Annotated in this window: 17 protein-coding genes and 2 pseudogenes; 4 read left to right on the top strand and 15 right to left on the bottom strand. The window is 57.6% G+C overall.

All coding sequences use genetic code 11. The features are described 5' to 3' along the window. Nucleotides 1–307: 307 nt before the first annotated feature. Together ML_RS13325 and mymT are read left to right on the top strand one after the other, a co-directional pair. Nucleotides 308–937: pseudogene (locus ML_RS13325) on the top strand (ketoacyl-synthetase C-terminal extension domain-containing protein); the annotation flags it as partial. Nucleotides 938–1,815: 878 nt separating this feature from the next. Then, entirely contained in the window at nucleotides 1,816–1,962 is a 147-nt protein-coding gene (mymT, locus tag ML_RS17020; protein ID WP_081439386.1) for a copper-binding metallothionein MymT, read from the top strand. Nucleotides 1,963–2,466: 504 nt separating this feature from the next. On the opposite strand, the gene ML_RS13320 is transcribed toward mymT, so the two are convergent. The 5 genes from ML_RS13320 to ML_RS13300 form a co-directional block, all read right to left on the bottom strand. Then, nucleotides 2,467–2,658 (bottom strand): hypothetical protein, encoded by a 192-nt coding sequence (locus ML_RS13320; protein ID WP_049769916.1) that lies wholly within the window; start codon nucleotides 2,656–2,658, stop codon nucleotides 2,467–2,469. Between the two features lie 345 nt (nucleotides 2,659–3,003). Then, on the bottom strand, nucleotides 3,004–3,162 hold the full coding sequence (locus ML_RS13315; RefSeq protein ID WP_156517114.1) for a hypothetical protein: 159 nt from the start codon (nucleotides 3,160–3,162) through the stop codon (nucleotides 3,004–3,006). 125 nt (nucleotides 3,163–3,287) lie between these two features. Next, a complete protein-coding gene (locus ML_RS13310; RefSeq protein WP_010908988.1) occupies nucleotides 3,288–3,794 on the bottom strand; it encodes a TIGR04338 family metallohydrolase in 507 nt (168 codons plus the stop codon). Then, entirely contained in the window at nucleotides 3,791–4,540 is a 750-nt protein-coding gene (locus tag ML_RS13305; RefSeq protein ID WP_010908987.1) for a DUF2786 domain-containing protein, read from the bottom strand. The genes ML_RS13310 and ML_RS13305 overlap by 4 nt, the downstream gene beginning before the upstream one ends. Before the next feature lie 60 nt (nucleotides 4,541–4,600). After that, the gene (locus tag ML_RS13300; protein ID WP_010908986.1) at nucleotides 4,601–5,440 is read right to left on the bottom strand and encodes an alpha/beta hydrolase; all 840 of its coding nucleotides are present in this window, start codon (nucleotides 5,438–5,440) and stop codon (nucleotides 4,601–4,603) included. Between the two features lie 188 nt (nucleotides 5,441–5,628). On the opposite strand from ML_RS13300, the pseudogene ML_RS13295 reads away from it, so the two are divergent. Further along, nucleotides 5,629–5,748, top strand: a pseudogene (locus tag ML_RS13295) (RNA polymerase subunit sigma-70); the annotation flags it as partial. Between the two features lie 1,180 nt (nucleotides 5,749–6,928). Continuing rightward, nucleotides 6,929–8,326, top strand: coding sequence for a YhgE/Pip domain-containing protein (locus tag ML_RS13290; protein WP_010908985.1), 1,398 nt, complete (start codon nucleotides 6,929–6,931; stop codon nucleotides 8,324–8,326). Between the two features lie 1,134 nt (nucleotides 8,327–9,460). Here the strand turns inward: ML_RS13290 and ML_RS13285 are convergent. The 10 genes from ML_RS13285 to mce1A are packed head-to-tail and all read right to left on the bottom strand — an operon-like array spanning nucleotide 9,461 to nucleotide 20,540. Next, nucleotides 9,461–10,138 (bottom strand): mammalian cell entry protein, encoded by a 678-nt coding sequence (locus ML_RS13285; protein ID WP_306455882.1) that lies wholly within the window; start codon nucleotides 10,136–10,138, stop codon nucleotides 9,461–9,463. Then, on the bottom strand, nucleotides 10,105–10,659 hold the full coding sequence (locus tag ML_RS13280; RefSeq protein WP_010908983.1) for a hypothetical protein: 555 nt from the start codon (nucleotides 10,657–10,659) through the stop codon (nucleotides 10,105–10,107). Before ML_RS13280 ends, ML_RS13285 begins: the two co-directional genes overlap by 34 nt. Continuing rightward, complete coding sequence (locus ML_RS13275; protein ID WP_010908982.1) at nucleotides 10,656–11,633, bottom strand: RDD family protein; 978 nt, start codon at nucleotides 11,631–11,633, stop codon at nucleotides 10,656–10,658. The genes ML_RS13280 and ML_RS13275 overlap by 4 nt, the downstream gene beginning before the upstream one ends. Next, complete coding sequence (locus ML_RS13270; protein ID WP_414085574.1) at nucleotides 11,630–12,262, bottom strand: Mce protein; 633 nt, start codon at nucleotides 12,260–12,262, stop codon at nucleotides 11,630–11,632. The genes ML_RS13275 and ML_RS13270 overlap by 4 nt, the downstream gene beginning before the upstream one ends. 48 nt (nucleotides 12,263–12,310) lie before the next feature. After that, nucleotides 12,311–13,861 (bottom strand): virulence factor Mce family protein, encoded by a 1,551-nt coding sequence (locus ML_RS13265; protein ID WP_010908980.1) that lies wholly within the window; start codon nucleotides 13,859–13,861, stop codon nucleotides 12,311–12,313. Further along, nucleotides 13,855–15,021: a virulence factor Mce family protein gene (locus ML_RS13260; RefSeq protein WP_041323508.1), complete on the bottom strand. Its 1,167-nt coding sequence runs from the start codon at nucleotides 15,019–15,021 to the stop codon at nucleotides 13,855–13,857. Before ML_RS13260 ends, ML_RS13265 begins: the two co-directional genes overlap by 7 nt. Before the next feature lie 8 nt (nucleotides 15,022–15,029). Further along, nucleotides 15,030–16,625, bottom strand: coding sequence for a virulence factor Mce family protein (locus ML_RS13255; RefSeq protein WP_010908978.1), 1,596 nt, complete (start codon nucleotides 16,623–16,625; stop codon nucleotides 15,030–15,032). Continuing rightward, complete coding sequence (locus ML_RS13250) at nucleotides 16,622–18,181, bottom strand: virulence factor Mce family protein (protein WP_010908977.1); 1,560 nt, start codon at nucleotides 18,179–18,181, stop codon at nucleotides 16,622–16,624. The genes ML_RS13255 and ML_RS13250 overlap by 4 nt, the downstream gene beginning before the upstream one ends. Continuing rightward, nucleotides 18,178–19,218, bottom strand: coding sequence for a virulence factor Mce family protein (locus ML_RS13245; RefSeq protein WP_010908976.1), 1,041 nt, complete (start codon nucleotides 19,216–19,218; stop codon nucleotides 18,178–18,180). Before ML_RS13245 ends, ML_RS13250 begins: the two co-directional genes overlap by 4 nt. Continuing rightward, nucleotides 19,215–20,540 carry a cell invasion protein Mce1A gene (gene mce1A, locus ML_RS13240; RefSeq protein ID WP_010908975.1) on the bottom strand — a complete coding sequence of 442 codons (1,326 nt, stop codon included), beginning with the start codon at nucleotides 20,538–20,540 and terminating at the stop codon, nucleotides 19,215–19,217. The genes ML_RS13245 and mce1A overlap by 4 nt, the downstream gene beginning before the upstream one ends.

Here is a 20,540-nt window from a genome sequence, read left to right as displayed (position 1 = left end):
ACGCCAGGCGAATTGCTACCTGGTTGGACGAACGTCCGACTACCCGAGTAGATCGAGGGGTCTGGTCTGGCGGGTGGTGTACTCGCGATGGCATTGCTGGTGCCCCAGTCGCCAGAGCCGGCGGGTTTCCCAGAGCTCCCGGTCTTTTCGCGCGCACCCCGTTCTGTTAAGCATCGGCAGATGCCCTTTGCGGTTCGCGGCCACGTCGCCGTTTCCGCTACCATCCATTTATTCCAGAGCACATACGCTCTGATCAGGTTCTCTAACTGGGTTTCGCGTCGTTAGGGGTAGCGGCTACACAACAAGCGACTTCGATGCGATGCGCCTGAAGGTTATCGACACGGCGACCGACTGGCCGCGCTACGGCGGTTACGCGCTCGCCGGGGTGTCGAGCTTCGGTTTTGGCGGTGCCAACGCGCACCTGGTGGTGCGTGAGGTGTTGCCGAGGGATGTCATCGAACCTGAGCGGCAACCAGAGTCTCCTGTGCCAGCGGCGGCCACAACCGAGACAGCCATGCTGGAAGGCCGTGTACTGCGGTTTGACGAATGCGGCGAGATCATTACCGACGTCGCCGACTTTGGAGAGTCTGAGCCCGAGCTGCCGGGTATGACCGACGAGGCGTTGCAGCTCAAGCAAGCTGCACTGGAAGCGCTTGCAGTAAAACAAGTTACGGCCCCCTTGATTCCGTTGGTAGTGTCATCATTTTTAACCTCACGCAAGAAAGCCGCCGCTGCTGAGCTGGCGGATTGGATGGACAGCCCGCAAGGCCGTGCGTCGTCGCTGGAGTCGATTGGTCGATCGCTGTCACGGCGTAACCACGGTCGCTCCCGTGCAGTAGTGCTGGCCCATTACCATGACGAGGCTATCGAAGGTGGCGCGATAGAACGGCATATGGGAACCGGAGGTGAGCTTGCGATAGACTGGCCGGTCTCGTCGTAGGGCCGACATGATCGATGCACTCAACTGTGATGCGTTCGCGTGAAGGTTCACTCAAGATACTCGTCAGCTTGGTATTCACCCCAACGGTCATGGGTGTATGCCTAAATCTACTCCAGATCTAGCGTTCTCACCATCCGCGTGATTATCAACCTGCCTGTGACCGTATAATTACTTATTGACCGTTAGGTCGAGGCGATGTTGTGCTCGCCGGTGGCGAAGGCTTCACGAAGCCCCCCGCAATTGGATCTCACGGTTTTCGGAAAGCCGAAATGCTGCGCGAACGACGCTACTAGCTTATCGGTAACGCGCCAAGCGCTACCTTCACCTGGTCAGCACCGCCGGACGCAGGTTGAACCTGTGCGACCTAAGCGTTCTTTGGCTTGTATGCCAGCGGCACTACCCGTAATTCGGGCCTTAGCCACGCGCCAGATAAATGTTGCTGACTCTACCCGATGTTACCGATATTGAGAATGCGACATCGCCCATGATAGCGAACAGCAATTACGAAAACGTGCCTTGACGCGATGGAGATGACCATAGGGGAGCAGCCTGACCGCGATGGTGGCTTGTAACGTCACCAACATCACCGGATATCGTGACCAACCACACTGATGCCATTGAGTCCTGTCGACGTCCTGGGAGGTCGAACCGCTAGCCTCCCATTGAACACGCTAACCGAGCAGGGACTTCTTGGAAAATAAACTGGTCGCCCGGCCAGTCTGCGCTGTTACATCTATCCTTAGATTTGTTGTTTACCGGCTACCCATTGAGGGTATATAATGGTAATAAGGGTAATAGCCCTGCCGAACAACCCAAATGGGGTCAATCACTTGGGACTTCACCGAGCCCTCCAACACAGATTAAGGCCAGGACAAATGACAAGCTATGAGACAGGGACCTGGCTGACCTGTGGCCACGAAGGTTGTGGCTGTCGAGTTCGTATCGAGGTTGAGTGTAACTGCTCCAAGTCGGGTGCCCCCTACCGTTGCACGTGCGGTGTCGCAATGATGCCTGTAAAGTAGCGGGACACTAGGTGCGGATCCGCCTTGATGGTTACATGCCGGGTTTCGCCAATCTAGAGATGTGTTTGCCCGTAGGGGGAATTGCTTTGTTATCGAGTGAACGGACTCGATGCCAGGAGTTAGAGATTGCGTAGGAAGACCGTCAGCCCTCGCCCACCGATCGGAATTCCGTGCCGTTGTCCCCCGGCGGGGGACAACGGCACGGAACTGCAGCCAGCGGACCATACTGAACTGTGTAAAGCCGGCTTATGATCGCGACGACACGAGAGACTCAACGGCCAGCGCCCCCGTCGTTCTTCAGCAGCACAATAATCCCTGGCATGCGATCTACAAGGCAATCTTGTGATGCGCTACCAGATTCGCTATATTAGCATAGCTGTGGCATTCAATATCCCAACAGCGAACATCGACCACGAATCTATCGTGCCATGTCCGACAACCCGTTTTTTGGACAGCCTGCCGTCGGCATAGGCGTTTCGCACCTGGTGAGTGAATGCCCGAGTGCTAAAACACGGCGTCGAGCTGGGCAGCGCATTCTTGGTCGAACCCATTAAGTGCGGACTCCCAGTTCGGTATTGCTCCCCAATCGGAGATAACCCAACTGCGATATACCCTGCCGCTTTTCAACACGTCATTGAGTAAAATCAGGTTGCTGGAAGCGTAGTCGCCGTTGACCTTGTTGTACGCCGTCGGCACTCTACTACTTGTTATCGCTCAACGGCAATCTCTAATTTAAGGACTCGCCAGACCGTATCCGCGGTGAACGTCGGTGTCGATAACCGCATACAGCTAAGTCGGTTGGTCTCGTTGCAGTTCAACGAGTAGTGGTTGATAGTCGAGATAGCCCCACTGATGCTGTATGCCGTTGATCGACTCCGCGGCAATGGCAGCACTCAAAGCTTTTATTAGGAAAGGTATTCGAAATTTCGGAGGGTTGCTCGGGTCGCGCACGATGTTGATCACGGCCGCGAGTTGTACGTTGAACCTATGACTGCATGCCTTCCAGCACGTACGTCACCCGAGGCGCGGACCAAGGTAGGATCAAAACAGTGGCAGCCCGGCCGCTAGCGCGGTAGCGATCTCACCGCGGCAGTAGTCAGGATTGGTAACGTCCAGCCCGGTATCATTCATCATCAACGTCGGAACGCCGAGTTTAGAGATCACAGTCACGTAGCCAGCGGTCAGCAGAATGCTCGTCATCAACAACATCGTCGCGATCGTGGTTCCCCGGCCCCCATCCACCCTAATCAGCAGTGAGAATCCCGGTGTGGCAGCCAGCTGGGTTTCGACCTCGCGCGCTACCGCATGGTCGCTATCGAATTCGCCTAACGCACACCCTCTTTAGCATATACGACGCGAAACACGTACCCAAGTTCTGGTCCCATAACCAGCTCGGTCAGTGCGCATATCGTGGCGACAAATTCCGGACCATGTGGCGGAGGATCCTTACATAGGTGGTGCGCTACTTCGTGAAGAACCACCAGCTCGCGCATTGCCCAGTCAGCGTTGTTACCAGGAACCGCGATAACACCTGCACCGTCAAGGTTTTCGTAGTGCGCTGCGGTGGCCGCTCGCCGCGCCCGCACCGTGAGAGGCAACATTCTCGGCCAGCGCTGCCGTACCGCCTGTAAAGCAAGCACGTCGTCAACGTAACGTTGGACTGCCGCAACCGAACCGAACCGTGCTTCCGGTGGCAAGCTCAACTGAGCACCGAAGAATTCCACCGCAGGTGATCCATGTTCGACGGCACGGTCGAACAACGTTCGGATGAATTCTTCAGCTGCATAAACTTTGGAACGTTGAGCGTCTCGCACCGAATCCAACAAATTCATCGACCCAGCGCGGCCCGCGCTCCGGGCAGCTCAGTGCTGTTGTCTATCCAGGCTCGTCGGCCGGCCTGATCGCCCGCGTTCCGCGCCGCCGACGAATAGCCTGCCGAAGCTCTGGCGGCTTGCCAGGTTCCGCGCGCCTTAGACGCGCTGCGGTAGTAGTCGATCAGCTCAATCTCCTTGTCTCGCAACGCTATAGCTGTTGCAGTCGGACGATCCCAGGCTTCGGTCACAGCACTCCGGATATGATCGCGAGCCTCGGTCAGACGCTGACCTACACGCATTCCGAACCCCAGCTGAAAGTTGAGTCTAGCGGTGATTGTCGGCGTGGGTCGATACGCGCCCGATGCGAGATAGGCGTCCGACTCCCGCACCATCTGGACAACCAGGCTGGCATACAGGGCGTGCGTGGCGTCGATGTCCTCGGCGAACCCGTAAGCGTAAAGGAACGTCGAATTCGACGCCACATCACAGCGGACGTCGTTTGCTGCCGCGATCAGCACAAAGAGCTGTACATACGTCCGCAGCCCGCGGGTGCCTGCTGTACCGATGGTGATAGTGCGCTGAGTAGGGGCCTGTGCAGTCGAACGGTTGGCCACATGCGACCGCGCCACCGCCAAGTCGATAGATGCCGCGGTCGCCAACCGTTGCGCGGTGGCCATAAACGCGTCAGCTTCATGAGCATTGTCAGTGCCTTCAGCCTGACGCAGCAACGCGGCAATGCGGGCCAGCATTTTGTTGTCGGTCATAACATCAAACTACGTGGAGTGGTATGACAATTTCTGCGTACGTGACTGCCACTACGTCGGTTAGAGCCTTTTCAAGATCCAGCAAACCACATCCTCGAGCACCTGGTCACGCTCCGGCTCATTGAAAACCTCATGATATAATCCAGGGTAGACCTTCAACTCGACATCGGTGGATCCCACACATTCGACCAAACGGTGGCTACCGTCGACCAGAACAAGCCGGTCCTCTGAACCGTGCACTACCAGTAACGGCGTGGTCAGCACCGGTGCCCGGCGGGTCATAGTTTCGCCGACCTGCAACATCACGCGCCCAACACCAGCCGGGACCTTGCCGTGATACACCAACGGGTCGTCTTTGTAGGCTGCTACCACCGCGCGATTCCGAGATATGGCATCGACCTCAAGCTGATGTACGGGCAGCCCGGGTGCAACGAGTCCGAGCCCCTTGCCGACCACCGCGCGCAGCGGCGACACCATGTCTTGGGCCGCCACTGCTGGCCCCGATAGCACCATCAAGTCGTAATTGTCTGGACGTTCTACACCGTAAGCGAATACGATCGCCCCACCCATACTGTGCCCCGCCACGATGCGCTTGAGGCCAGGATGGTCGCGGGTGGCGATCCCGACCAGGATGTCGAAGTCAGCGTTGTACTCGGATAAATCTCGAACCAGGACTCGTTTGCCGGCCGAACGTCCATGTCCGCGGAGGTCAAGCGCGTAGGTGGCCAACCCCGCTGCGGCAAAGTAATGGGCGACATGGTCGTAGCGGCGGGCATGCTCGCCGAAACCGTGGGCCAGTATAATCACCGCTCGCGGGCGCGTGTCCGGCATCCATACGTCATAGACAATCCGTACGCCGCCGACGCCGTAAAAATTCCGCTCAGTGCGAGTGATAGTCATTAAGGGCAGCGTAGCGGCTGCCCGGATGAGACGTCAGACAGCATGCGTAAATTTGCGGGTTGGTGAGTTTTTTCGCCGATAATTCTGATGCCGAACGCGCCAACCGTCAACTAAAGAAATTTCGCCACCCGTAGTGGAGCCCTAACGAAGCCAACTGCTTGAAACGCAGCTGTCGGCAGGCGCCCTGGTCTTTGCACGATACAGAGAACTTGGTACAGCAGACATTTCCACAGGCCTGGAAAGGCTACGCCCCTTTCGAAGGCAAATCGTCGATACCTACCTGGCTGTATCGCAGCTCCACCAACACCTGACTGAGCTCCCCGGGTAGGCCGTCAGCAACGGCCGTTGCCGAAATGTATGGCGACCACGCTTCCCAGTGCTCCGTAACCGTCTCGTCCGTAGCTTCCGTATCCGTCGACCGCCGGTTGGTATGAAGGGTCACAAGAAGCGGCGCATTGATTCACCAGCAATGCCTCGCTGAATACCCTGATGATATATGACCGCTACTGTCGTCCATTAACAGTCAGCCGGCCACAGCAATGTATATGTGGGCAAGTGAGGTACTCCACCCCGTAAAGTTTGCACGTGCTCTAAACACGGTGGCGGTAATGTAGTGACGTTTCTTGACGACATCTTGTTTGTGAAATTCGAGCTGGCCAGCTCCAGGTAACTCTGTGTGTTGCATTGCATTCGGTCACCTATGGGTTCTAAACAGATTCTGCGACATGAAATTTTATGTACTGCTGGTTGCTGCTGGGCGCGATCCACCGTCACCACGACACCTTGATTCAATTCCGGGAGTTCGTCCTCGTTTGGCCGCCACTACAATCCGGACAATACCCACCATGGGCTCTTGTTGGTGAACAACGACGGCCTAGTGGTATAGGGTACTGGTCTGAATACGCACTCACACCGCAGCATGGAGATCACCATCTGAGTATTGCAAGGTGAATTAACGCAACTAGGATTCCACCGGTAAGGCAGGCGACCCTTGGACTTCTGTATTCGAAGAAGAACGATTCTGCAACGAAGTCAGTTTTTTTGCGCAGATATAAGTCACCCTCGATGAGACCGTCCACTCACCCAACTACCAGCAGCACGAAATTGACGAGGAATTGTTGAGCTGCAACCTGAAGAGCGCATGCTTCGGGGTATACCCGGGCTTGATGCCGCCATTTCCCCGAACAGTCGCAACGCGGCGCTGCACAGCGGTCAACTATTGCCTGGCGACGCGGTGCGCCGGTCGGAGGCCCCTACCCGCAGCTCAAATACCTCCAGCACGGCCGAATCACCCCGGAAGGTTTTGGCGACCTAGAGAAGGGCGACGCAGACCGGTTTACCGGCGCCGACGAGCGACGGGTAACGCGTCGTGATAGGTGGTGATCTCGGAGAGGCCATGCACAGTTAGGCGACAAAAGCTTGCCACACCATCTTTAGGTGTGGCAATGCCGGCAACATAGAGTTAGGGCACTACAGACAGGAGCCCGCATGTCTCAACCGCAGCCACGACACGCCCCGTTCGCACCTACCCGTGATGCAAAAGCGATACGGACTGTGCGGTTCTGGGCGTCACCGATCGTCATCACGTTGTCGCTCATGTCGGCACTGGCTGCGCTGTATCTGGGCGGAATCTTGAATCCGACAACCAACCTGCAGCATTTCCCCCTCGCTGTGGTGAATGAGGATGCCGGGCCAGCGGGTGCACAGATTGTCGAGGGCCTGCTAGCCGGATTGGATAAGAACAAGTTCGACGTCCGCGTGGTTTCCTGTCGAGAAGCACAGCAGCTGCTGGACAGCGCTGGGGTGTATGGCTCGGCGGTCATACCGCCGAGCTTTTCATCTCAGCTGCGGGATTTCGGGACCAGCGCGGTTCTGCCCACCCATGCAGATAGGCCGGTAATCATGGTCTCAACCAACCCACGTGCAGGCGCGCTGGGATCTAGTATCGCCGGACAGACTCTTACCCAGGCGATTACTATGGTGAATAGCAAAGCGGGCCAACGACTTACAGCTGAGGTAGCAGCTCAAACCGGCGGGGCACACCTGACCGGAGCGGCGGCACTAGGTCTGACCAGTCCAATCGATATCAAATTAGCCATTTACAACCCGTTGCCAAATGGCACTGGCAACGGCCTATCGGCTTTCTACTACGCCCTTTTGCTGCTGCTAACAGGTTTTACCGGCAGCATTGTGGTCAGCACGCTGGTAGACTCAATGCTTGGCTACATACCGACCGAGGTTGGACCGGTGTATCACTACGCCGAGCAGATCAATATCTCTCGCTTCCACACACTGGTAGTAAAATGGGGTCTGATGGTGGTGCTGGCCCTGATCACATCGGCGGTCTACTTGGCCATCGCCCACGGACTTGGCATGCCCATTCCGCTCGGCTGGCAATTGTGGCTCTACGGGGTATTTGCAATCAGCGCGGTGGGTATCACGTCCAGCTCGCTGATCGCGGGGCTGGGCTCGATGGGTCTGCTGGTCAGCATGTTTATCTTCATGATTCTCGGATTACCGTCGGCAGGCGCCACGGTTCCGCTGGAGGCGGTACCGCCGTTCTTTCGCTGGCTGTCTGAATTCGAGCCGCTGCACCAGTTGTTTCTTGGCGTTCGGTCGCTGCTGTATCTCAAGGGTCATGCGGATTCCGGTATGTCGCAAGCATTGTTCATGACGGCTCTAGGCATGGCCATTGGGCTGTTGTTGGGTGGTGTCGTTACGCGCATCTACGACCGTGGGGGCTGCCACCGGATTCCAGGGGCAGTCGGGATGGCGATCGCCGAATGGCACCAAGCGCAACACCAAGCGCGCTTAAGACCAAACAAAAGTGGCAAGCGACCAAACGTAATTCCAACGCAGCCGAAGTGTCATCTGCCTGTTATTTAAAACTATACAGTGCGACTTGTGTGCCTGATGTTGTGTATGTCGTATTCGCATCAGGGCCGAAAAAATTATCGTGCTCACTCCAACTGACGCATGACAAGTCGATGATGCGGCATCCGCACATACTTGCTTTCGTGGCCCTGACCAACACTCTAGGATAACTTATCATGCAGACTGCAGACGAGCACGAGATGAGCTCCAACGCCATCAACAACACAAAGCTCGTACCTCTAGGTTTACAGTTTCCGGCTCCGGTTACCCCACACCGATGCTCAACGCCGGTGGTGGCTGGCACGAGATGAACAATGGTGGTCCACTTGATTATCATCAAGAATTCGGTGTAGCGGGCTTTCATCTCACCGACTGGTAGATACACAACAAGGTAGCCAGAGGCGCTGCGAAACCAACCCTTGGAGCCGCACTAACGAGCGACTCCTGCAGGCGTGGTAGGCGAATGAGGCAACCGACATTCTCGATTACCGCCAATTTTTTTCTACGTACACCCGCAGAGGTGCTGTTCCACGGCATACAGACTAGCTAGCAGAGTTCACCGTTAGGTGCCCCCTTCGTGGACACAACGACTCACAGCCCGGTCGGTTTGGAGTGAGAGCTGGAACGCGCTGACAATAATGATCCTGCCATAGTGTGGTGCGCCGTATGCGGTGGGGCCCAGCGTCAAGAACGACTATGATGTCACCACCCCAGTGCTCCAAGCACCTAATTCAATAAGAACGAAAAGTTCGTCGCCATGCGCCGGGGTCGGACTGTTGTCTCCTGATAATGCCGGTTGGCTCCAATGTGGTGCGAACGGCTCTTGCCTACGCAAAGCAAAAAGACGAAATAGTACATATTCGAGAGCGGCAACTACCCGCTAGACAATATGCAGGACCTGTTTCCTGACCTTGGCGGCAGATACTGCAGTCTTGCTCGACGGCAATAGCTCATAAGCCGTTGTGCTATGATCAGAGGCTGGGGTATGTGGGCCGGCGTCAGTTCACCAAAGTGATCATGCTCCACCCAATAGATGCTGCTATGCGACTCGCACGAGCGAGCGCTTCCTAGCTGTAACGTATTCGACTAGTCGTCAAATAGCCACAGCCATCTTCAGCTGTACTGCTTTTCCGGGCAGCGTGACTGCTATAGCTGCGGCGTCAAATCCAGTGAAGTGATGGTCGTCATTCTGGTCACCAACCAGCGGACAGCACTACGTTTCATAAACAACCGGTAGGACAGATATTTAAGTGCCGGAATGTTTTTGGTCAGCGGGCTGGTGGATGTGGTGTTGGTATACACAATAGCGATGGCATTCGAAGCATCCAGCGATTCGACTGCCACGCCAGTGACTTCAGTGCTGTTGGTTATCTTGGCCTGTTTGTTGGGGCCGACGATAGCATCGACGAATTTGCGGTACTGGGCCCCAAAATCGCCGCTGAGGTAGGTCGCCGCACGGTCAGCTAGAGTGTCCATGTTCTCCGGGGTATAAGTCCACAGAACCGTGATCGCGTTAGCCGCTGTCCGCGCCACTTCGAGCTTGACTGCGACGGTAGCGCGATCAGCCAGGTAGGGCTGCACGGCCGCGCCCGCAAACGCTGCGGAACCAACGAATAGCACCGCGGCAACCACGACGGCGATAGCCGTCCTCTGACCGGCTCGTCGATTCCTCCAGGAACCACCGCCTTCAGCGGCTGCCACAAGTGTCTCCTCTTTGTTCTCAATGTAACCGTCTGCCTGTTCTACTGCCGGACAAGCGATCTCCTTGGAGGAGATTCCAGCTCCGGAGGTCAGATCACCTGCAACAGGTTGCTGATCTTCCACTGATTGCCTTCCCGAGTCGCGGTTGCTGTCCAACGATTTGTGTTCTCTAACACCTGTTTTTCATCCGGATACTTGGAGGTGACTTCAGTGGCCACCAACACATTGGCGCTGCCATCGTCGTTCCACCTTTCCACACCGGCGTCGAGCACGGTGCCAGTGGCAGGTTCAGCTTGAGCGACCTGGAGGAGGATCTCGTTCACCTTCTCGTTGTACTGCTTAGCGAAGTCACCGGTCGCTTGCGCCAATATCCGCGCTACATAGTCATTAGCGTGATACGGATCAAGGGTCGTGAACTGCGTCATGAACCATTTCACGTAGCTGAGCACCTGCTGGTCTTTTGCCACAGCAAGTTCACGGGATGCATGGGAGATCGACATCAAGGTGGATGCCGTGATTGCCGCTACCATGACCAACGCGGCAAACGTAGCAGCAAGCGGTAACCCCCATCGTCGCTGCGACGCCACCGTGTGCGAGACAAGCAGTAATCCCTCGCCGGCTTGAAACTTGCGGCGGGGACTCATCTTCCATTACCGGTCGTTTTCGGTTTGGTCAACACGGTGAGGTCGTCAACGAGCCAATGGTTATGCTCGCCTTTAGCGAAACTCACCCGAACGGTTGCACTGATGTAGCGTTCGCCGGGCGCCGCGCCGCGCCGGCCTTGCATAAACAACAGCATCGTCGCACGGTCCCGCGTGGCCGACTGTATCGCACCAGCTGTCGGCCAATACTCGTTGATGACTGGGTGCCCCTTCTTCACTACGTCCTGTTGCGCGGCCAGCTGGCGCCGATATTTGTCACTAGCCAGGGATTGGGCGTGTGTGAAATCGTCGCGTAGTGACTTTGGATTGTAGGTCAGCATCTGCGCGACCATCTTCGGCCCCTGAATCGCAATTTCGGAGCGAGTTTGGTCGATCGCCCGATCGTGTGAGTACACCACCGCCCAGCTCACTGATGCACCACCCAAGGACACACCTGCCGCGGTCAGCAGTGCCACTGAGGCCCACCACCGTATGGTGCGCTGTCGCTCGACCGCTTGGACACAACGCACTTCGGTCCGCAACAGTATATCAGCAAAGGTGCGACGGCGTGAATCCCACAGTGGCCAGAGCCAGCCCGCGAACACCGCGGCCGTGTCGAGCAGGTGAGTCAGATCCCGCAGCAACAGCCGCCACGGCCCGATGGCTACCCCGTCGCGCATTATCACCGAGATGCCACACAGGGCACGTCCCAAGCTCCAACCGATGATTGTCGGCAATAGCAACCGGTTGACCAACATCGACAGGATAACGATGCCGCCAACTGCCATACACAACCACCACCACGCGCTGCGCAGTGGGACAGTGAAAACGACCAACGTCATCGTTGACACCGCAACGAGACCCGGCAGAACATCAACAGCTAATGCAACCAACCGAAGATGCCATGGCGCCAGGCGATTCGACAATGGCTCCGGGATGACCGCGGCGGTCTGACTCTTCGCGACCACCACTGTCACTTGGTCACCTGGTCTAGCTTGGAAATCTTGTACTGGCCCTCAGCGAGAGCCATTTTCACCCGCAGGCGATAACCGGTTTCTTGGTTGTGCGCACGATCGTTAGACAACTTGACGCGAAGTGCCACGAGCACATCGATGGAACCGTCGTTGTTGTGGCGCTCAACCGCTGCTCTCATATCGGACACCTGAACGTGTACGTTCGCAGCCTGATACGCTTGAACGAGCATGTTTGTGTACAGCAAAGCTTGGGCGTGGAAAGCATCAGTACCGCAGTCGATGATTTTCTGTTCACTCGCCGCCATCGTATTGGTGTCCGGAGCCTGCGTTGCCGCAACACAATCCAGCGCCGTTTTCAGCGCAGCGTTGTCGTTGCGTGCCATCGCTTGGCTGTCCTGGTGGTAACGTAGCATGCAGTAGCCGCCGGTCCCTATGCCGCAGCCGGCCAGGAGAAGCGCTACAGCGATACCAGTAAGCCACCCGCGACCCAGACGCGACCGGTTGAGCGTGACACCGGAATCGTCGGCTGCCACTTGCGATTCTGGCAACTCTTCGATGCCCTCTTCGAGGGTCAGCTCGGGCCGGCTTGGCCGGCCCCGAGCTGGGAGTCCTGTCGAATTTTCTGCCCGGATCTCCGGGAAAGTATTTGCAAACGACGAAGCATCAACATCGGTGGAGGTTCAGCCAGCTGGTGCCAGCATCTCCTTCCATCCGTCATCTCCTGTTTTAGTCGAGTTTTCGACAGCATATGCCACTCCGTCGGGCCCTACCAGTTCACCGCTTTGGGGACTGTACACAGCCGAAGGAGGCCCACTCGGAGTGTAGACACACGTGTTGGGTTGCTGTCCGTTGCACTGTACGCTACCGGATCGTGGCTGCGACAAAGGGTCGCTAACCGGCGGTGGTGTCCCCGGCAGCCGGTCAGCGGGCGCCGGGTTCAGGCCGTTGTCAACCGTCGGCGCCGGAATCACCAAGCCTGGCTTGACCGGCTGATCGCAGCGGGCGCCGGGCGCCGGACAGGTTAGGAGCTGGTTCGGGTCGCCGAACCAGGGATTGGTCCCTAGCGGAACATACGGTTTAGAGTCGCGGCATTCCCGTGGCGAGGCAGCCCGCTTGCCGGGGACATCGACGCACGGAATGTTTCGCGATCCGCGCACGCTGTTAGCCGGCGTGTCCATCGGGATCTTGCAGTACGTACCGACCGGCAACGGCTGCAGGCTGGTGTCCGCCGGCGAGCGCCACTCCGCTGCTGGAATGAAGCCAGTTAGACAAGGCGGCGGCTGGTTGATCGACAACGCCAGATCAAGCGCGGCCATATTCGGGAACGTCGCTGACGCCGTCTGCGCAATTGAAGCCCCCTGCGGCAGAAACACCAGCATTTGCTCCACACCATGGTGGTAGCGCTTGAGCATGTCGATCAGGATTTCGAAGTTCGCCAGCGTCTGTGGAAGTGAATCTCGTACGTCACTAAATACCGTGTTGACCTCATCGGCGGTCGGCGCCGCTTGGGACAGAATACTTTTCAAATGCTGATCTTGTCGTGCGGACTGCGCTGCCAGGACATTCAGGTTGTGCACCCAACGCTCAATCGCATTGTCGGATTTGACTTGGCTATCCAGGATCGGCCCAGAGTTTTGGATGATGTCGTTGACGTCGGTGATGTTGGTCTTAAAAGCGTCAACAATCGCCTGAGTGGAACTAACTAACCGTTGCAGAGCCGGACCCAACCCACCGACTGCTTGCGCTGTCTCGTCGAGTAGCGAGCCGATCTTTTCCTTCGGCAACGCGGCAAGCCCTCGGTTAACGGAGTCCAGTGCCGGCCCGATCTCAATGGGTATTTTGCTCTTGGTGATGGTTTGTCCGGGTGCCAAGTACTTGCCGGGGTTCCCGCTCGACACCAGGTCCAGGTACTGTTCACCAACCGCCGAAACCGAGTGCACATTCGCTGCCGAATCAATCGGGATCTTATAGCGACTGTCGATACTCATTGTCGCTTCGGCACCCGTTGCGGTCGGCTCGACATCGGTGACTTTGCCGATAGCTATGCCGCGGTAGGTCACGTTGGCCGTCGGATACAGCCCGCCTGTTGCGGACAACTCCGCCTTCAGCGAATACCGACCGATACCCACCAAACTTGGAATCTGCAAGTAATACACGCCCAGGACAGTCAACGAAATGACGGTCAGGATGGCGAACAGGACCAGTTGCCGTCTGATGAGGGGAGTCAGCATCGCCTATCGGCCCTTTCCACCAACGGTCCGCCGGGTGCGTCATTGGGGTTCGTCGTGTAGCGAACGTCGGGGATCATCGTTTCAGGATCGCGACCAAAGGATTGCTCGAGGGCACGGAGAGCCCCAGACAATCCGGTACCGGTAAGAACCGCATTGTCCATGGCGCTGTAAGTGACGTCTAATGTCAGCGACACATTTTGGTAGTCGCCCCTCATTATCTTCGGAACCGTGTCGACGTCGTACGGCTGGGTCAGGATCAACTTCATCGCGCCGATGAAATACGGCGCGCCACGGCCGAGTTCTCGCAGTGGACATGCCAACGCTTGCAAGTCGGTGTGCAGAGGACCACGTGCCTCCGACAAGTACTGATCGACGGCCTGGCTGAGCTGTCCAACCGAACCAACAGCGTTTATGAGCAAGTTTTTGGTGTCGGCGAAATGCTTGATCAACGGCGGGATGTCGGTCAGTATTTGATCGAGGACATCCGAGCGGCCACCCACATAGGTCAGCAGTCGGTTGGTCGAGTCGATAGCGTGGGTGATGTCATCGCGTTGCTGGTTGAGCTGACTAGCAAAGGTATCTAGCTTTGTTAAGAAGGCATGGATCTGGTCGGCTCGCCCGTGGAATATATTGAAAACCTCGTTTGTTAGCGTTTCCAGGTTCGGAATACCACCTCCGCGCAAGATCAAGGAGAGACTGGCTAATGTTTGCTCGGTGGTGGGGAACACCGACGAATTTTTCAGCGGGATGGTGTCACCATTCTTGAGTAATTCCAGTGACGGGTTTGCCGGCGCGGCCAACTCCACATGCTGAGAGCCCAACAAACTGGTCTGTCCGATCTTGGCGGTGGTGTTCTTCGGTAGCTGGACGTCCTTGTTTAAACCCAGAGTCAGGGTGGCCACCCAGTTCTTCAAGTTGATGGCGCGTATCGAGCCAACTGTGACGTCGGCAACCATCACCTTGCTGTTGCCGTTAATCGCCAGCGTGTCCGGCACCTGCACATAGATGGTGTAAGCTCCCTTGCCGCTGCCCGGACCACCCGGAATCGAGACGTTAGAAATTCCACGCCAACCACAGGAGCTCAGCAACAGCGCGGCCACCAACATCACCAGCCCCCGCCAGGTCTGGTGACGCACCCGGCTAGTGTGTACCACACTCATTGCACGCCTCACTGGCCTGCTCCTAACTCAGCGGGCAGCGGTGGGTCGCCGACGTTGGCCGCGGGCGACGGTGTCGGAGCAACCGGACCAGGCACCACATCAGGTCTTGGCGACGGTATAGGCACCGACGCCTGCAAGCCGATGGGTGGTGGAACCGGGTGCTCGTCGTACGCGGTCGGCGGTCCCGGTGGCGTCTGCAGGTTGGATTGAATAGGCTCGATATCCGGGCCACCCATGAGCTCAGCTAGCGAGTCGGGAGTCATCAGGGCCGCCGTAATCGGCCCGACCTGCTGCCCTTGCATTCCCGGGGCGACAATCCAGCCGGGTTGGGTGTTGCGGTGTGACAACGGCGTGTCCGGCACCCAGATCCCCGGGACGGTCGTGTCCTTGTACCCACTCGGCGGCTGCAGCCGCGCCTCAGAGTAGGCGACCTCCTTGGGAAGCACCTCCGCCGTACTGAACAGGTTTAAACCAAACGGGAAATAGTTGAACTTGATCGCATCCAGGACCGGGGAAAGATATTGCGCGCAAAGTTCGGCGGACTCCTGATAGCCTAATCGGCTGCCAGCCTGAATTGCGCTGCAAATGAACTGCATCGGGTTCGCGAAGTTGGTGATCGTCGGAACACCAACAACGGAACCGTGAGCCGGGTGATAAAGCTGGTTCATATTCGCCGCGGCCGTCGGGGCGACGTGCAGAAAGGTTTCCACCCCGTTCAGCGGCTCTGGCTGAACTACCGTGTTGTTCACTGTGGCCAGGTTATTGACATCGGCGGCCAGTACCTCGCGGTTCTTAACGAGGAACGACTGCACCGTGGACAACATACTGTTGAATTGCTGTAACGCACTGGACAAATCGGTGTCGGAATGCGCAAGTCGAGTGGTGAAGTCGGCCAGGTTTTGGTTCAAGGCAACAAACTGCTGATCGTCGGTGTGCAGTGCGTTGACGAACAGCGCCAAGCTGCGTAGCACCGCGAAAAAGTCGCCACGACCTTCGTTCAATGCGGTCAACGCTCGCGAGAGGCTGTCCAGCGTGGCGTTAATCTGCTTGCCTTTACCGGCCAGCCCATCGGCGAACGATTCGATAACGTCACCGAAAGGACCTTTCGGCTGCTCTTTAGTCGGGCCGAGTTTGGAGATGATTTTGGTGATGCTATCCCGCAGTTCGTCCCACTCCACCGGAACCTGGGTGCGCTCGAGCGGGATCACCGCGTTATCTCCCAACGCAGGGCCACCCTTATAAGGCGGCTCCAACTGGATCGAGCGGGACGCTACCAAGGTGGGGTTGAGGATCACCGCGGACGCATTGGCGGGAACCTTGTACTTGTTCTGGTAATGAAAAGTCACCTTCATCTTGTCGCCGGCCGGCACGATCGAGTCGATCGAACCAACGCGCAAACCCATGATCTGGACCTTGTCTCCGGTATAGAGCGCGGTCGCGGCAGGGAAGTAAACAACAACAGTGTTGTTCGTCAGCTTCTGGTAAAGCCTCCAACCGACGAATCCGACGACGAGGGCTAGTACCACCACCAATGACCCTACAATCACCGGGGCTCGTGACAGCCTCAATAGCTTCAGCTTGCGGACATCAAAGATGGTACTCAATTCCGACTACCTCCTGCGCCGCCGCTACCTCCTGTGCCTCCCGGGTTAATCAACGGTGCTGACAGCTGTTCCCTGGGCTCATGCGGTGCCGATGAATCCTGCGCCGGGGCGGCAGGTGCCAGCTGCTCGGTGCGCGCACCTGGCGGCGCGTTCGGCGGTAGGGGCACCGGAGTACCTGGGACGTTCGGAGCTGGATCACCCGGCCGCCCAGCAATCGCGATGCCTGGCAGCAGTGGCAGCCCATCGGGGTTCGGTGGCGACGTTTGGACGTCTATCGGCGCCGGGAAGGCGGGTCCACCGTACGGTCCTGCTGTCGCACCAGCGCATGGGAGCGGATTCCACGGCCGGGGCAGACCCATTTCATCCCCGATGGTGTTATTGCCGCCCGGATGCGCCGGAGTGTAGGAGCATGGCGATCCCGGTGGAACAGCCGGTCCCGGATTTTCCGGGGTGCCCTCTAGCACCGGTGGCGCAGGCGGCGGTGCGCCATTCGGGAAGCGGGTGCCGTTGGGGTCGGGAAACCGGAATTCCGGCAACCCGGCGCTGCGCCAGAAGTTCTCTGGGTCGATACCGCGCTTCTTAAACGCGGCGTCGACCCACGGCTGCAAAATCTGATACGGCGCCAAGTTGTGCAAGACCACCTTGAAGAAGGGTCCCGACCCGATGGCCTCATTCAACGATGGTAAGAATGCGGCGACCTGAATGAGAGTATTAGCCAGGTCGTCTTTGTGCTGAACCAAGATGCCACTCAGCTGGTGCAACTGTTCCAGCACGTGATTGAGGTTCGGGTTGTCGTTGATCAATCTTTGCACCTGGGCAGCAAACGCAGCGACGTTACCCAGCAATGCATCGACGGCACGTCCGCGTTCGTTGAACGCCGCGATCAAAGTCTTGGTGTTGACCAACAATCGGTCCACTTGTGCGCCACGGTCACCGAGGACACTAGCCACTTGGTTGGCCTGCGCAATCAGGTGTTTGATCTCCTTGTCGCGTGCGCCGATGGTGTCGGAGAACTTGGCCACACCATCGAGTGCAGCGCTTAGATGCGGGTATGTTTGATCAATGGTTTCCGACACCACCTTCAGCGACTGCTTGATGGTGTCAATGTTCCAGCCCGAAGCGACCTTGGTGGCGTCGAAGAACGCATCATAGCTCTGGTAGGGAGTCGTGCTTTGGCCCAACGGCAAACTGTCCCCGGGCCGTAACAGCTGGGTGCCGCGCGTCTCGACCTCGAGGACCTTCTTGCCGAGTACGGTGTCGGTGCGGATCCCCAGCCGACTCGCAGTGCCGATGCGGTTAGTGCCGATGGAGAACTTGATCACGACGTGGTCACCGTCGATCTTCAGCGCCTCCACCTTGCCAACATCCATGCCGGCAATGCGCACCTTGTCGCCCTTGTTGAGTCCACCGGTGTCGGTGAACTGCCCGTAGTAGCTGGGTCGGGCGAACAAGATCGGGACACTGGTGAAGCTTTGGCCCACACCGATGATGAGAAGGACCACCAGGACTCCGATGAGCCCACTGCGAAGTCGATTGGGGAGTTCCAGCGTTCTCATTGCGGCGTGCACCGACCCGTCGGCTGCTGGAAAAGCCGGACCGTGCGGACGGGTCCACCAGGCTGCAACCCGTTGATCTTGAGCGTGATGTCACAGGAGTAGAAGTTCACGAAATCCCCGTAGGAACCGATCGTGCGCCCGATCTGGTTCAACACGGTCGGCAACTTATGAAGGTAGTCTTCCAGCTGCAGCCTCTGATCGATCAGCGGCTGCTGAATCCCATCCAGATAGTTGATCGATTTGTGTAACAGTGCGTGGTCCTCAGCCAGAAGATTGGCCACTGTCCCCGCGGCGTTGCTAATGTGCGCAAAGCTTCCCGCCAATTGATCACCGTGATCCTTGAGCCCGGTGATCAATATCTCGAGGTTGTTGACGGTCTGGTCGAATTCTTTGCGATGCCGAACGGTCGTGTCCAACACGACGTTCAAATTCTTAACCACCTCACCGATCGCTTGGTCACGCTCGCCAATAGCAGTGGTCAGCTGAGCGGTTTGGTCGAGGATGTCGTTTATAGTTCCGCCCTGACCCTGGAACGCGGCGACGATGGCCGAGGCGATGGTGTTGATCTTGTCGGGGTCCAGCGCCCGAAACAGCGGTTTGAAACCACCAATCAACGCGTCGAGATCAAGCGCCGGCGACGTCCTTGACAGCGGGATGAGTCCACCCGCCGGCATTATCTTTTCCGATCCTTGTCCCTCGCCGTGCTTGAGCTCCAGATAACGATTGCCAATCAAGTCGAGGTAGCGGATCTGTGCTGTCGTCGACTGATACAGTGGCACTGAGCGGTCGACGTTGAATTTCACCCGGACCCTCGTGCCGCCATTGATCAGTGCAACAGAGTTGACCTTGCCCACCTCCACTCCCGAGGCACGGACAAACTGGCCCGTCCGCAGACCGCTGATGTTGGTGAACTCCGCCGTATACCCATTGGTCCGGCCGAAACGCATCTGACCAAACACCACTATGATCATCACAGTAAACAGCAACAGCACCAACGAAAAGATGCTGAGGCGGACGACAGTACCGGTGAGTTTCATGGGTTGATTGTGTTATCCCCTACTTGACGGCCCCAGACGTACTCGATGGCGTATGGCGAACCGCTATCCAAGTGGTTGTATGGCGCAATGCTGTTGCCGGTGTCCATGACTAACTCGGGCGTGGGCCAGAGATCACGGGTGATGTGCTGCCAACAACCCGGCGCCCCCCCCGGCCCACCCCGAGCGTTGACCCGCGGCAGATTTTCCGGATAGATGTAGGGATTGGCTGCCCCGTTGACCACTCCGGCTAGCCCGAGTGGAGCTAGGAGTCCTTGTGAGAGGACTCCTGCCCCGATGATGGATATCGCTGATGTCGGGTTCAGCAGGAATCCCAACCCCGACAGCAGCTCGACATGATCATTGATAGAGTAGCCGTTGCCGCCGAGAAACGATGTGACCTTGGGTTCGATGTCATGATAATTGCGCAGGGTGCAGAAAATCGCCGGGCTGTAGGTATCCAACAACTGGGCCGTGGGCACTAGGTCGGCGGCACCCCGCGCCAGATACGGCCCACTGCGGGAGAAGATATCCGCGCCGGTGTTGCCGAACCCGACCGCGGCCAATAACACTTGGTCCAAGTCCTTCTGCTGCTGGTTGATCGTGCGCGACGTGACGATCGAATTATTAAGGAAATCAAAAAAATCCGAAGCGGAGTTAGCATAAGTGTCCCCCAGGGACGCCAGCTGTTGGATGTCGTGACGAGCCTGCGGCAGCTGCGAGTTGACGTCGTCAAGAACCGAATTTCCATTGACGATTGATTGTCCGAACCTCTCGCCAAGCCCAGCCAGTGATTGTGCGGCCGCGCTCAGCGTCAGGTTTAGCTTGATCGGATCCACTTTCTCCGCGATCAAGGTTATGGTCTGGAACAATGTGTTGATCTCCGTGGTCACCGACCTGGCGTCGATCACGGTCTGCGGGGTGAGCCTTTTCTGCGACGGATGTTCCGGCGTCGTCAAGGACACATACTTACCGCCGAAGACCGTGGTCGCCTTGATGTCGGCGTTCACATTGGCCGGAATTAGAGACAGGTACCGCGGATACACATCCAAAGTGAATTCGGCGACCGGCCTGCCGTTCCGCACAGTCTCCGAGATGTCGGCGACCCGGCCAATTTTAACCCCGTTGTAGGTTATCTTCGAGCCCCGATCCATCACCAACCCAGCCCGATCGGCCAGCATCGTCAACTTGGACTTAGGGGTGAAATTTCCCCGAAACTGCCCGTAGACCAAGCCGAAAATCACTACAGCCACGACCAACAAGCCAACCCCGGCCAACTTGTACGGCGGCTTTCGTGACGCGTTGATCTTTGTTGATGATGTCAT

Source organism: Mycobacterium leprae TN, assembly GCF_000195855.1.
GTDB classification, from domain to species: Bacteria; Actinomycetota; Actinomycetes; order Mycobacteriales; family Mycobacteriaceae; genus Mycobacterium; species Mycobacterium leprae.
This window is presented reverse-complemented; position numbering and strand designations above follow the sequence as displayed.